5 protein-coding genes are annotated in these 14,299 nt (G+C 45.2%); 3 read left to right on the forward strand and 2 right to left on the reverse strand.

From position 1 onward, the window contains the following. Positions 1–68 precede the first annotated feature (68 nt). Entirely contained in the window at positions 69–1,823 is a 1,755-nt protein-coding gene (locus tag OCV39_RS12105) for a GGDEF domain-containing protein (protein WP_261888532.1), read from the reverse strand. A 79-nt stretch (positions 1,824–1,902) separates the two neighbouring features. Beyond that, positions 1,903–2,850, reverse strand: coding sequence for a TIGR01212 family radical SAM protein (locus tag OCV39_RS12110; protein ID WP_261888533.1), 948 nt, complete (start codon positions 2,848–2,850; stop codon positions 1,903–1,905). A 531-nt stretch (positions 2,851–3,381) separates the two neighbouring features. On the opposite strand from OCV39_RS12110, the gene gltB (OCV39_RS12115) reads away from it, so the two are divergent. The 3 genes from gltB (OCV39_RS12115) to gltB (OCV39_RS12125) all read left to right on the forward strand — a co-directional run bounded on the left by gltB (OCV39_RS12115) (position 3,382) and on the right by gltB (OCV39_RS12125) (position 14,289). Next, positions 3,382–7,929: a glutamate synthase large subunit gene (gltB, locus tag OCV39_RS12115; RefSeq protein WP_261888534.1), complete on the forward strand. Its 4,548-nt coding sequence runs from the start codon at positions 3,382–3,384 to the stop codon at positions 7,927–7,929. Next, the gene (locus tag OCV39_RS12120) at positions 7,929–9,398 is read left to right on the forward strand and encodes a glutamate synthase subunit beta (RefSeq protein WP_261888535.1); all 1,470 of its coding nucleotides are present in this window, start codon (positions 7,929–7,931) and stop codon (positions 9,396–9,398) included. Before gltB (OCV39_RS12115) ends, OCV39_RS12120 begins: the two co-directional genes overlap by 1 nt. A 427-nt stretch (positions 9,399–9,825) precedes the next feature. Continuing rightward, positions 9,826–14,289, forward strand: a complete 4,464-nt coding sequence (gltB, locus tag OCV39_RS12125; RefSeq protein ID WP_261888536.1) for a glutamate synthase large subunit — start codon at positions 9,826–9,828, stop codon at positions 14,287–14,289. Positions 14,290–14,299: the final 10 nt, after the last annotated feature.

Here is a 14,299-nt window from a genome sequence, read left to right on the forward strand (position 1 = left end):
GTTTAAACTCAACAGGTAAGCTAAGCCCATCACATGGAATGGTATAACTGTAAATCAAATGAACGTTATCACTGCTCGTCACTGCCTGCAGAATAGATACACGTTTGATTCCGGCCTTGAGCTTTCGCTTGATATAACGCTTTGTCAGCATTCGCAACCGCAACTTCTGCAAGTTCATTAAACTTAGGAACACACGAAATCAAGCCAATACTGATGGTAATATGGTCGGAGATCAGTGAGTCATCATGTTCGAGTTGTAAGCTTTCGATCTGGGCATGTATCCGTTGCGCGACTAACTTCGCTCCTTCAAGCGTCGTATTTGGCAGAATGAAAGCAAACTCTTCACCGCCATATCTTGCAACACAATCGGATGAGCGATTCAAAATTTGCTTAAAGACATTCGCCACTTGCACTAATGCATCATCGCCCTTTTGATGCCCATAAAGATCGTTGTATCCTTTAAAGTAATCAATATCACAAAGCATGATAGAAATCGGTAATCTTTCTCGGGAGTGATGGGGCCATAATGTGCTTAGTTGTTCATCAAAACGGCGACGGTTAGGCACTTGAGTCAAGCTATCAATAAAACTTAAACGTTCGAGCTCTAAGTTAGCTTTTTCCAGTTTCTGTTCAGCAAGATAGCGTTCTGAAATATCACGAGCCATAACTAGCACACCATTAGTACCTGATGCAGGATCCCAAAATGGCGACTTAACCACGTCATACCAAGTAAACTCCCCTCTGCTAGATCGAACTTTATCAATGTACCTGAGTGATTTATCTTCGTGTAAAACTTGCCTATCCGTTTCAGATAATCGGCTATACATTGAATCAGGAATGACATCTTGTAATCGTTTACCGATAAGATCGTCGACATGATTTATCCCCAATGCGTGAACAAATGGTTCATTACACGCTTGATAAATCATATTCTCATTGAAGATACCGATTGAGTCAGGGCTAGACTCTAAGATGTTTTGCAGAATGGTATCACGCTGTGCCAACGCGACTTCAGTATCTTTACGCCGTTCCATTTCGTCACGTAAATTCTGCTGAATATTGTGCCATTCCGTTACATCATGGCTGATGCAAAGAGTACCTAAGGGTTTCCCTTCTTCAGACATCAATACACTTTGGTTAGTTTCAAGCAAACAACTGCGGCCTTCAGGTGAAATAGTCCACCTTTTAGAACTGGTGCGATTTCTTACGCCTTCTTCAATCTTAACATCGCCTTCATCAAGTCGATTCAGCCAAAAAGAGTCGAATGCACGGTTAGTGGCTAATAATTTATCGTCACTATCTTTAATATAGATAAGCTCACTCAACGAATTGAGTGCCGTTTTGGCCACGCTTAATTTTGCTAGCTCTTGCTTATGCTCTTCGTTGGTGGCTTCACGTTCAATTACATAAATTAACCACACGCTTTCTCCTTGGTAAGCCACTTTTCGACCTGAAAAGCTGATCTTTACCGATTCATCACTGGATACTGGCCATGATCTATTTAATCCTCTAAATTTTTTTTCGGTTAAACCATCAAAAAACGAGAGGAAATAATCGGAAGGAATTGATTCTGGCATCAGGTGCATATTACCGACTAAGCGAATGCCTAGTAATTGCATAGAGTGTTGATTAGTAAGTAGTAATTCACCTGTCTTTTCACTGACAAGCATAAGCGCAAGAGGAGAGCCTTGGATCAATATGCTCAATTGGCGCTGGTAATGGTTATAAGTAAACCATATGCTAAAAATGCATATTATAATGACGAGAATGACAGCGCCGTATCCAAAGGCTGGCTGCCATAACCAGTGCCACAATTGATCCATTAAATAACGTATCCATATATTATTTCTTAACTATTAAACAATATATCAGCTTATACGTCAGTTATCTTTATTTCGTCAGCTATTTTGTCGAAAGTAACTGTGGCTTGGTATAGACAAAAGCCTCTTCAGTTAAGCTTCCTTGAGCTCCCTGTCGATTTAGACTTCGACCAATTTCAGTCATCGCTAACCAACGGTTTTCACACCATAATGGAGAAAGCAGTGTTGGTCGGCGAGCCGCAGAAGAGACTCGATGAAATACAATATCAGCAGGCGTCATGCGGATCATATGACTGGCGATATCCACATACTCTTCTAACTCAGGCGCTTCCAATCGCCCCGCTTTCCATGCTTTAGCCATCGTGCTTCCTTCCACAATATGCAAACCATGCAACTTAATACCATCAGTGCCCACTTCGAGTACTTTTTCCAACGTTTCAATGTTGTCTTTTTTGGTTTCTTTAGGAAGGCCTACAATCAAATGAGTGCAAATCTTAATGCCTAATGCGCGAGCTCGTTTGGTTATTTCTGCATAACATTCAAAGTCATGGCCTCGGTTAATTCTTTTCAACGTATCGTTGTTTGCTGTTTGTAAACCAAGCTCTAGCCAAATTTCATAACCTTGATTGACGTATTCAGAGAGCAAATCTAGTACCGCATCAGGTACACAATCAGGCCGGGTGCCTACGCATAGACCAACAATATCCGCTGCTTTTAATGCTTCTTCGTACATATTTCTTAATACTTGCACTTCCGCGTAAGTGCTCGTGTAGGCTTGGAAATACGCGAGGTATTTTTTTGCACGGTGAATTTCACCCGCACGATCTTGCAGTTGATCAACAATGCTTTTTACTTGAGTCTGTTCGTCAGAAAAAGAGGCCACATTACAAAATGTACACCCTCCTTTACCAATCGTCCCATCTCGATTAGGGCAGCTAAAACCGCCGTGCAACGTCAATTTATGTACTTTCTCACCATATCGACGCTGAAGATCTTGACCCAAAGTGTTTACTAATTCATGTAATTGCATATTTAAACTCGTTGAACAAATAAGAATGAATCTCAGTTTGATTCATGAAAGTAAATTACATCCCTGCAAAATAAATCCGGCGATACTAGCAACAGGTATTTAAATTCAACCTAACAAATATCAATAAACATGCATTAAATAAGCGTTATTTACTTAATGTTGCACAAATGTTACTCGATATATTCATTTTCGCGCGAAAAAAATGGTCTACAGAGGGCAACTTTCGTTGGAGTTTAATAAAACAAAATTGTAGGATACTTACACTTATTCGCATTTTTTGTGACTTTTATTACACGTGCATATGCGGATAAGTCGGTGATATTTAGCTCCCACCTATATAAACCACTAGTTTGTGGCTTCAATTAAACGGATATCACTAAGGATTGTTTTTTTCGCAAAATTTTTCCTGCGAAAGACAGAAAGGACTCAAGCTAGCCACACACATAGGCTGGTTTAGATTCATAAATATAAAAGGACAAGGTTCACTCGCTTAGGCAAAGTGCGCCTAGATTAAACTGGAAGGATGTATCTATGGTAGATCAAGAGCAGAACTCACAGGGTCTGTATACTCCTGAACTGGAGCATGACGCTTGTGGTATCGGTTTTGTTGCGCATCTAAAGAATCGCAAATCTCATGATGTAGTAACTCAAGCACTCGATATGCTTGCACGTATGGAACACCGTGGCGGTCAAGGCTGCGATCCGTGTTCTGGAGATGGTGCAGGTATCCTGCTACAAAAGCCTCACGAATTCTTACTAGAAGAAGCCGTAAAGCTTGGGATTAAGCTACCATCTTTTGAAAAATATGGTGTTGGTGTTGTACTTTTCCCTAAAGATGAACATAAGCGTGCGCAGTGTCGTGACATTTTAGAACGCAATGCACAACGCCTTGAGTTAGAAGTTATCGGTTACCGTGAACTTCCAACTGACAATTCAATGATTGGTGCAGATCCATTAAGCACTGAACCTCAATTTGAGCACGTGTTTATTTCTGGCGGACCGGGGAGCACTCCAGAAGAGCTTGAACGTAAACTGTATGTTCTACGTAACTACACCGTTCGTGTATGCCTAGAAAGCGTGTCAAATATTGGGGATGACTTCTACATCAATTCGATGTCTTACAAGACGGTGGTGTACAAAGGTCAGCTAACGACTGAGCAAGTGCCTCAATATTTCTTAGATCTTCAAAACCCAACGATGGTGAGTGCCCTAGCGCTTGTTCACTCTCGTTTCTCTACCAATACATTCCCACGCTGGCGTTTAGCTCAGCCTTTCCGTTACATCGCGCATAACGGCGAAATCAATACGGTTCGTGGTAACTTGAACTGGATGAAAGCGCGTGAAGCGATCATTGAATCTGATCTTTTCACCAAAGCCGAAATCGACATGCTTCTTCCTATTTGTCAGGAAGGCAGCTCGGATTCATCTAACTTCGATATGGCACTAGAGCTTCTGGTTCTTTCTGGTCGCAGCCTGCCACATGCCTTGATGATGATGATCCCGGAAGCGTGGCAAGAAAATAAAAATATGGATCCAACTCGTCGTGCGTTCTACCAGTACCATGCGAACGTAATGGAACCATGGGATGGCCCGGCATCTGTCTGTTTCACCGATGGTGTTCAAGTTGGTGCCACACTAGACCGTAATGGCCTACGTCCTTCTCGCTACACAGTAACCAAAGATGACTTCCTAGTGATGGCGTCTGAATCTGGTGTGGTAGAAATTGAGCCGGAAAACGTTGAGTTCCGTGGTCGTCTTCAGCCAGGGCGTATCTTCGTTGCAGATCTAGAACAAGGTCGCATCATTTCTGATGAAGAAGTGAAAGATGGCATTGCCAACGCGCAACCATACGAGAAATGGGTTGAAGATAATCTTCTGAACCTCAAAAAACTGCCTGATGCAGAAAACGAATTCAGCCAACCGACACCAGAAAAGCTACTACACAAACAGCAAGCGTTCGGTGTAAGTTCAGAAGAAGTAAATGAAATCATCGTGCCGATGGCGAAAGATGGCAAAGAGCCTCTTTCTGCAATGGGCGCTGACTGGCCACTAGCGATCCTTTCGCACCAGTCTCAACATCTATCCAACTACTTTAAACAGTTGTTTGCTCAGGTAACTAACCCGCCGATCGACCCGATCCGTGAGCGTATGGTGATGTCTCTGAATACTTACTTAGGTAAAGATCAGAACCTACTTGCTGAGTCACCAGAACACTGTCAGAAAGTTGAACTTGAGTCTCCTGTTCTTTCTAACTCAGAGTTAGAGAAACTGCGTGCAATCGATAACGAGCACCTACAAGCGAAGACGCTAGACATCGTATTCCAAGCCAGTGAAGACGAAGGTAAGCTAGAGCGCGCACTTAAGCGTATCTGCCAATACGCAGAAGATGCGGTTATTGACGGTTACTCTATTATCCTTCTGACTGACCGTGCAGTGAACTCGAACCATGCAGCGATTCCAGCAATGCTTGCGGTTGGCGCGGTTCACCACCATCTGATCCGTAAAGGTCTACGAGCTAAGTGTGACATTGTGGTTGAAACGGGTGATGCTCGTGAAACACACCACTTTGCAACGCTAATCGGCTACGGCGCAAATGCCGTCAATCCATACTTAGTTATCGAAACTATGGTGGATCTACAGCGCACTAAGAAGCTCGATCCACAAACCAACATCAAAGATCTATTCGAAAACTACCGTAACTCTATCAACGGCGGTCTACTGAAGATCTTCTCGAAGATGGGTATCTCAACGTTGCAGTCTTACCACGGTGCTCAAATATTTGAAGCATTAGGCGTAAGTAAGTCGGTGGTCGATAAATACTTCACTGGTACTGTTTCACGTATTCAAGGTCTAACTATTGATGACATCGCTAAAGAAGTGATGGTGCGTCATCGCATTGGCTATCCAACACGTGAAATCCCAGTACAGATTCTTGATGTGGGTGGTGTTTATCAGTGGAAACAACGTGGTGAAAAACACCTGTTTAACCCTGAAACGATTTCGCTACTGCAAGAATCAACACGTAACAAAGACTACGGTCAGTTCAAGAAGTACGCGAAAGCCGTTGATGACCAAGGCGATCATGCGGCAACACTGCGCAGCCAATTAGACTTTGTTAAGAACCCAGCAGGCTCTATTCCACTTGAAGAAGTTGAACCGATTGAAAAAATCCTTAAGCGTTTTGCGACAGGTGCAATGTCATTTGGCTCTATCTCTCATGAAGCACACTCAACACTCGCCGTTGCGATGAACCGCATTGGCGCGAAATCGAACTCTGGCGAAGGTGGCGAAGACCCAACCCGTTTCGAGCGCAAAGAGAACGGTGACTGGGAACGTTCAGCCATCAAACAAGTTGCTTCAGGTCGTTTTGGTGTGACCTCTTACTACCTATCTAATGCAGATGAGCTACAGATTAAGATGGCTCAAGGCGCAAAACCAGGTGAAGGTGGTCAATTGCCAGGTGACAAGGTTGATGACTGGATCGGTGCAACACGTCACTCGACTCCGGGGGTCGGTCTGATTTCTCCACCGCCACACCATGATATCTACTCAATCGAAGATTTAGCCCAGCTGATCTACGATCTGAAAAACGCGAACCGTAATGGTCGCGTTAACGTGAAGCTAGTATCGGAAGCGGGTGTTGGTACGATTGCATCAGGCGTAGCGAAAGCGAAAGCTGACGTAGTCCTCATCGCTGGTTTTGATGGTGGTACGGGTGCATCTCCGATGTCTTCTATCCGTCACACTGGCTTGCCTTGGGAACTGGGTCTAGCGGAAACTCACCAAACACTACTGAAAAATGGCCTACGTAATCGTATCGTGGTTCAGTCTGATGGTCAGATGAAAACTCCGCGTGACCTTGCAGTCGCAACACTGCTTGGTGCTGAAGAATGGGGCGTAGCAACAGCCGCACTGGTTGTTGAAGGCTGTATCATGATGCGTAAGTGTCACAAAAACACTTGCCCTGTTGGTATCGCAACACAGAACAAGACACTGCGTGAACGTTTCGATGGTCGCGTAGAAGACGTTGTGACTTTCTTCCAGTACATGGCTGAAGGTCTGCGTGAAGTGATGGCTGAGCTTGGCTACCGCTCTATCGATGAGATGGTCGGCCAATCTCACAAACTTAAAGTTCGTGACGATATTCAGCACTGGAAATACAAGAACCTAGATCTGTCACCTGTTCTGCATATTGAACAGCCTCGTGCAGAAGATGGCGTTTATAACCAGACACAACAAAACCATAACTTAGAAGACGTACTAGACCGTAAGTTGATTCAAGCAGCTATTCCAGCACTTGAAAAAGGCGAAGCAGTGAACGCTGAATTCCCTATCATCAACACCGACCGTTCAGCGGGTACTATGTTGTCGAATGAAATATCTAAGGTTTACAAAGACGCAGGCCTACCACAACCAATGAACGTGAAGTTCAATGGCTCGGCAGGTCAGTCATTCGGTGCTTTCCTTGCGAAAGGCGTGAAGTTCGAAGTAGAAGGTGACGCGAACGACTACTGGGGTAAAGGTCTATCAGGCGGTACGCTAGTACTCTACCCTAACGCAAAATCATCCATAGTTGCTGAAGATAACATTGTAGTGGGTAACGTATGTTTCTATGGCGCAACGTCTGGTGAATCTTACATTCGCGGCATGGCAGGTGAGCGTTTCTGTGTACGTAACTCAGGAGCGAAAGTCGTTGTTGAAGGCATTGGTGACCACGGTTGTGAATACATGACTGGCGGTGTTGCAGTGATCCTTGGCTCAACAGGTCGTAACTTTGCGGCAGGTATGAGTGGTGGTGTCGCTTACGTTTGGGATAAAGCAGGGGATTTTGATACCAAGCTAAACCCTGAACTGGTCGACCTAGACCCAATTGAAGCAGAAGATCGCGAACTACTGAAAGAGATGCTAACCAAGCAAGTTCAATTCACAGGAAGTGAAGTCGCTCAGTCTTTCCTAGACAATTTTGAAGCAAGCCTAGCCACGATGGTGAAAGTAATGCCACGTGACTACAAAGCGGTGCTTCAAAAGCGTAAGGCTGAAGCCGAGCAAGCACAAACGGAAGAAGTGGAGGCAGTATAATGGGTAAGCCTACTGGATTTTTAGAACATGGTCGCGAGCTTCCAAAGAAACTCGACCCATCAGTTCGAATTGAAGATAACAAAGAGTTTGTACTCAACGAAGAGTTTGGTGACAAGATCAATACTCAAGCCTCTCGTTGTATGGACTGTGGTGTTCCTTTCTGTCACAGCGGTTGTCCGATTGGTAACATTATCCCTGAATTTAACGATGCGGTTTATCGTGACAGCTGGGAAGAAGCTTGGAACATTCTAAGCTCAACCAACAACTTCCCTGAGTTTACAGGTCGTGTATGCCCTTCCCCTTGTGAAAGTGCATGTGTTCTTGGTATCAACCAAGATCCAATCACTATCTGTAATATCGAGAAAACGATTGTGGAAACGGCGTACCGTGAAGGGTACGCAAAACCGAAAACACCACGATCTCGCACAGGAAAGACGATTGCTATCATCGGCTCTGGCCCTGCCGGCTTAGCTGCGGCAGAGCAACTAAACAGTGCTGGTCATTCAGTCACGGTGTTTGAACGAGATGAAAAAGTGGGCGGTTTACTGCGCTTTGGTATCCCAGATTTCAAACTGGGTATGGACGTGATTGATCGTAAGATCAACCTGATGGCGGAGGCCGGCGTTGAATTCAAAGTGAACCAACATATTGGTGTTGATGTCAATGCTCAGCAACTTCGTCAAGAGTTTGATGCCGTACTATTAACTGGCGGCTCAACCGTTCCAAGAGACTTACCTATCCCGGGTCGTGAACTCAATGGTGTACACTTTGCGATGGAGTTCTTAGGCCAAAATAACCGTCGTGCCAATGACATGGATTTGAAAACCAAAGAGATCCACGCCAAAGGCAAGCATGTTGTGGTTATCGGTGGCGGTGATACGGGCTCTGACTGCGTAGGTACATCTAACCGTCATGGCGCAGCAAGTATTACTCAAGTTGAGATAATGCCAATTCCACCTGAAAAACGCCCTGCAAATATGCCTTGGCCTCAATACCCAATGATTATGAAAACAACCACTTCACATGAAGAGGGCTGTGAGCGTCACTGGAATATTTTGACCAAAGAGTTTATCTCTGACGATAACGGAAATGTTACTGGGCTTCGTATCGCTGATATCGTGTGGCAAGACGCAAAACCAGGCGAACGCCCTGGGTTTGATGAAGTGGCAAATTCTGAGCGTGTCATTCCATGTGATATGGCATTCCTAGCAATGGGCTTCCTACATCCAGAACCAACGGGTGTTCTCGCTCAACTTGATATCAAGCTTGACGAACGCGGTAACGTTGCGACGAATGGTTTTGCGACCAACCAGAAAGGTGTTTTTGCAGCTGGTGATATGCGAACAGGTCAATCGTTAGTGGTACGCTGTATCAATGAGGGACGTGAATCCGCTCGCGAAGTTGATAATTACCTCATGGGTGGCACAAACCTAGAAGCAAAATCTGACTCACTTATGCTTTCAGCTTAAGAGAACAGAATAAGTAAATAACGCTAGCCGATAAGCCGTTCACTTACGCTAGCGTCACAATACGTTCGACAAGTCCTTCCAGACTTTTGGCCAGTGCATTCGTGCTGGCCTTTTTTATACTCATAACTCCCTGCCTTTCTATGCTTTTAGGTTAATTAATTGTAAATAAAACAACATCTATCTCTTTGATTCAATTAAACATAGATAGGGTAATATTTGGTTAATACTCAAAATGCGCAACAAACAACCAATAACTTGACCTTTTGCATAATAAGCTATACGTTGTGAAACTATCGAAAACAAAAATGATGATTTTTGTTAAAAACAACAAGTCAATAAAAGTGCATAACTATAGAGAAAATAACAACAATAAAGAATAGTTAGTCATTTCTCTGCTAAAGAAGCAGGAAGCAAAAGGAGAATTGCAATGGCTCTATATAATCCAAATCTTGAAAAAGATAACTGTGGATTTGGCCTCATCGCGCACATGGAAGGCCAAGCAAGCCATAAACTAGTCCGCACCGCTATTTCAGCATTGGATCGAATGACTCACCGAGGGGGCATTGCCGCCGATGGAAAAACGGGTGATGGTTGCGGTCTGTTACTACAAAAGCCAGATACCTACCTAAGACTCATTGCAGAAGAGAACCATTGGAAACTTGGCAAGCAATACGCCATCGGGATGATCTTCTTCAATCAAGATCCAGTGAAAGCAGAGCTTGCTCGCGACATCATCAATAAAGAGCTCGCTCAAGAAACTTTAACCGTTTCAGGCTGGAGAGAAGTTCCGATTAACGCCGACGTTCTAGGGCCAATCGCAACCGAATCTCTGCCCAACATTCAACAAGTGTTTATTTCAGCCCCCGCAGGATGGCGAGAAAGAGACATAGAACGCCGACTGTATATTGCTCGTCGCCGCATCGAAAAAAGCATCCAAAATGATGATGAATTCTATATTTGCAGCCTATCAACTCAAGTCATTGTTTATAAAGGGCTCTGCATGCCTGCGGATTTGCCAAGATTCTATTTAGACTTAGCCGATCTGCGAATGGAATCCGCAATTTGTTTGTTCCACCAGCGCTTTTCAACCAATACCCAACCTCGCTGGCCGCTGGCTCAACCGTTTCGTTATCTCGCTCATAATGGTGAAATCAATACCATTGAAGGTAACCGTCAATGGGCTCGCGCTCGTGCTTATAAATTCTCATCGCCACTTCTGCCCGACTTACAAACCGCCGCCCCATTTGTGAATGAAACAGGCTCAGACTCTTCAAGCTTAGATAACATGCTCGATCTGTTTTTATCTGGAGGCATGGACGTATTCCGCGCGATGAGGATGCTGGTTCCGCCCGCTTGGCAGAACCACCCAGACATGGATCCCGATCTACGTGCCTTCTATGATTTCAACTCCAAACATATGGAACCTTGGGATGGCCCAGCAGGGATAGTCCTTTCCGATGGGCGATATGCCGCCTGTAATTTAGACCGCAATGGGCTACGACCGGCTCGCTATGTGATCACAAAAGATAACCTGATCACTCTCGCATCTGAAGTTGGGATCTGGGATTACACGCCTGATGAGGTATCAGAAAAAGGTCGTGTGGGGCCTGGTGAATTACTCGTTGTCGATACTCGTCGTGGCAAGCTATGGCAATCCAGTGAGATCGATAACGATCTAAAAAATCGTCACCCTTACCGAGAGTGGATGGAAAATAATGTCCATAAACTGACGCCATTTTCAGATCTTGAAGATGACCAAGTCGGTGAGCGATCTCTCGATAACGATCAACTGAAAACGTACCAAAAACAATTTGCGATGAGCAATGAAGAGGTTGATCAAGTCATTCGTGTATTGGGAGACATGGGACAAGAAGCGACAGGCTCAATGGGAGACGATACGCCAATGGCGGTATTGTCATCTAAAGAGCGACTGGTTACAGACTATTTTCGCCAGAAGTTCGCCCAAGTGACTAACCCTCCCATAGACCCTTTGCGTGAAAAGCATGTGATGTCACTTGCCACCAGCGTCGGGCAGGAAATGAATGTCTTTTGCGAAACCGATGGACACGCTTACCGAGTAAGCTTTGAATCCCCCGTGTTACTGCACTCCGATATGCAGCAACTATTGGCACTTAGTGATAAACACTACCGACATACCATTGTTGATCTAAATTACAACCCAGACGAAAAAGATCTTCAGCAAGCCCTCATTCATGTATGTGATCAAGCTGAACGAGTTGTCCGCGAAGGCACCGTTCTTATCGTTCTATCAGATCGTAATATTGAGAAAGCAACATTACCGATCCCAGCAGCGATGGCGGTAGGGGCTGTGCAAGTTCGTTTAGCTGAAACCGACCTTCGTTGTGATGCCAATATCATTGTCGAAACTGCAACTGCGCGAGACCCACATCAATTTGCTGTTATGCTTGGATTTGGTGCAACCGCTGTCTATCCATATCTAGCTTACGAAACCTTAGGCAAGGTAATTGACGAAGGTGGGATCGCGAAAAGTTATAGCCAAGTCATGTTGAACTATCGAAACGGCATCAACAAAGGACTATACAAAATCATGTCCAAAATGGGCATTTCAACCATCGCCTCTTACCGTTGCTCTCAACTATTTGAAGCGGTGGGCTTACACCAAGAACTGGTAGACCTCTGCTTTAAAGGCGTGACGACTCGTATTCAAGGCGCAACCTTTGATGATTTCCAACAAGACCTACACAACCTATCTCGCAAAGCGTGGGCAAAAAGAAAGAGTATCGAACATGGCGGTTTACTGAAGTATGTTCATGGCGGTGAGTACCATGCTTACAACCCAGATGTGGTCGGTACACTACAGCAAGCTGTGAAATCTGGAGAGACTTCCGATTACAAAGCTTTTGCCAAACAAGTGAATGCTCGCCCAGTCGCGATGCTGCGAGATTTAATGCAATTAAAGAAAACAGGACAGACACTGCCACTCGAACAAGTTGAGGCGAGCACTGAACTATTCAAACGATTTGATTCTGCTGCCATGTCGATTGGAGCCTTGAGTCCTGAAGCTCATGAAGCGTTAGCCACCGCCATGAACCGTTTAGGTGGCTATTCTAACTCTGGAGAAGGTGGTGAAGATCCTCGCCGTTTTGGCACTGAGAAAAATTCACGCATTAAGCAGATTGCCTCCGGTCGATTTGGCGTAACCCCACACTACCTCGTCAATGCGGATGTACTACAAATTAAAGTCGCACAAGGCGCAAAACCCGGAGAGGGCGGTCAACTCCCAGGGCATAAAGTGACGGCTGAAATCGCTAAATTACGTCATTCCGTTCAAGGGGTGACGTTAATCTCCCCTCCTCCACATCACGACATTTATTCCATTGAAGATCTTGCGCAGCTGATTTTCGATCTCAAACAAGTGAATCCAAAAGCCTTAATCTCCGTCAAACTCGTTTCTGAACCCGGAGTTGGCACCATCGCCACTGGTGTTGCCAAAGCCTATGCCGACCTCATCACGATTTCAGGCTACGATGGCGGAACTGCCGCAAGCCCACTCACCTCAGTGAAATATGCGGGGAGTCCATGGGAGTTAGGTTTAGCTGAAACCCAGCAAGCGCTCGTCGCTAATGGTCTGCGACACAAAATCCGCTTACAAGTCGATGGTGGATTGAAAACAGGTCTAGACGTCATCAAAGCGGCAATCCTTGGTGCTGAAAGTTTCGGTTTTGGCACCGCGCCAATGGTCGCAATGGGATGCAAGTTCTTGCGGATCTGCCATCTCAACAACTGCGCGACTGGTGTGGCAACCCAAGATGAAACTCTGCGTAGAGAGTATTTCAAAGGTCTTCCTGAAATGGTGATGAATTATTTCATTGGATTGGCCGAAGAGGTACGCGAACACCTATCTGAGCTTGGAGTCGAAAAGCTAACAGACTTGATTGGGCGTACCGACTTACTTGAAACCGTACAAGGCATGACCGCAAAACAGAGTAAACTCGATCTATCAGCAGTACTCGAAGCTCCTGTATCTCCTGAAGGGCATCCACTATTTTGGACAGAGCCTAACGCTCCTTTTGATAAAGCGCAGCTCAACCAAACCATTTTAGATGATGCGTTAATCAGTATAGAAGCAAAACAGAGTAACAATTTTTACTACGATGTCATCAATACCGATCGATCCATCGGAGCTCGGATCTCAGGAGAGATCGCACAGCGTTATGGTAATCAAGGCATGGCTGGAACACCGATTAAACTGCACCTTAACGGAACCGCAGGGCAATCATTTGGTGTATGGAATGCGGGTGGCGTAGAGCTGTATCTTACTGGCGATGCCAATGATTACGTCGGTAAAGGCATGGCTGGCGGAAAAATCGTTATCAAACCCCATTTAGGCACGGCATTCAACTGCAACGACGCCACCATTATTGGCAACACCTGCTTATATGGTGCTACCGGAGGAAAGCTATTTGCGGCCGGCACCGCAGGCGAACGATTCGGTGTTCGTAATTCAGGCACTATCGCTGTTATAGAAGGTGCAGGAGACAACGCATGTGAATATATGACCGGAGGGATTGTCGCAATCCTAGGGGCGACAGGTGTGAACTTCGGCGCGGGTATGACCGGTGGTTTTGCCTATGTGATGGATCAAAACCAAGATTTCCAAGGGCGAGTAAACAACGAATCTGTGGAAGCGGTCTCTCTAGCGGATCTCTATATTCACCAAGAACATTTACGTGGCTTAATTGCCGAACACTTAGAAGAGACAGGATCAACACACGCCGAAAACATATTAGCCAACTTTGATGAATGGATTCCAAAGTTCTACCTTGTTAAACCTCAAGCCGCTGATCTGCGCACGCTACTCGGACATCAAAGCCGAAGCTCTGCAGAACTACGCGTTCAAGCCCAGTAATAGAAGGAGT

This window comes from Vibrio cortegadensis (assembly GCF_024347395.1).
Lineage (GTDB): Bacteria > Pseudomonadota > Gammaproteobacteria > Enterobacterales > Vibrionaceae > Vibrio > Vibrio cortegadensis.

Excerpts from the sequence above, each read along its gene's own strand:
- gltB (WP_261888534.1), top strand. The coding sequence starts at position 3,382 with ATGGTAGATCAAGAGCAGAACTCACAGGGTCTGTATACTCCTGAACTG.
- OCV39_RS12105 (WP_261888532.1), bottom strand. The coding sequence starts at position 1,823 with ATGGATCAATTGTGGCACTGGTTATGGCAGCCAGCCTTTGGATACGGC.
- gltB (WP_261888536.1), top strand. The coding sequence starts at position 9,826 with ATGGCTCTATATAATCCAAATCTTGAAAAAGATAACTGTGGATTTGGC.
- OCV39_RS12120 (WP_261888535.1), top strand. The coding sequence starts at position 7,929 with ATGGGTAAGCCTACTGGATTTTTAGAACATGGTCGCGAGCTTCCAAAG.
- OCV39_RS12110 (WP_261888533.1), bottom strand. The coding sequence starts at position 2,850 with ATGCAATTACATGAATTAGTAAACACTTTGGGTCAAGATCTTCAGCGT.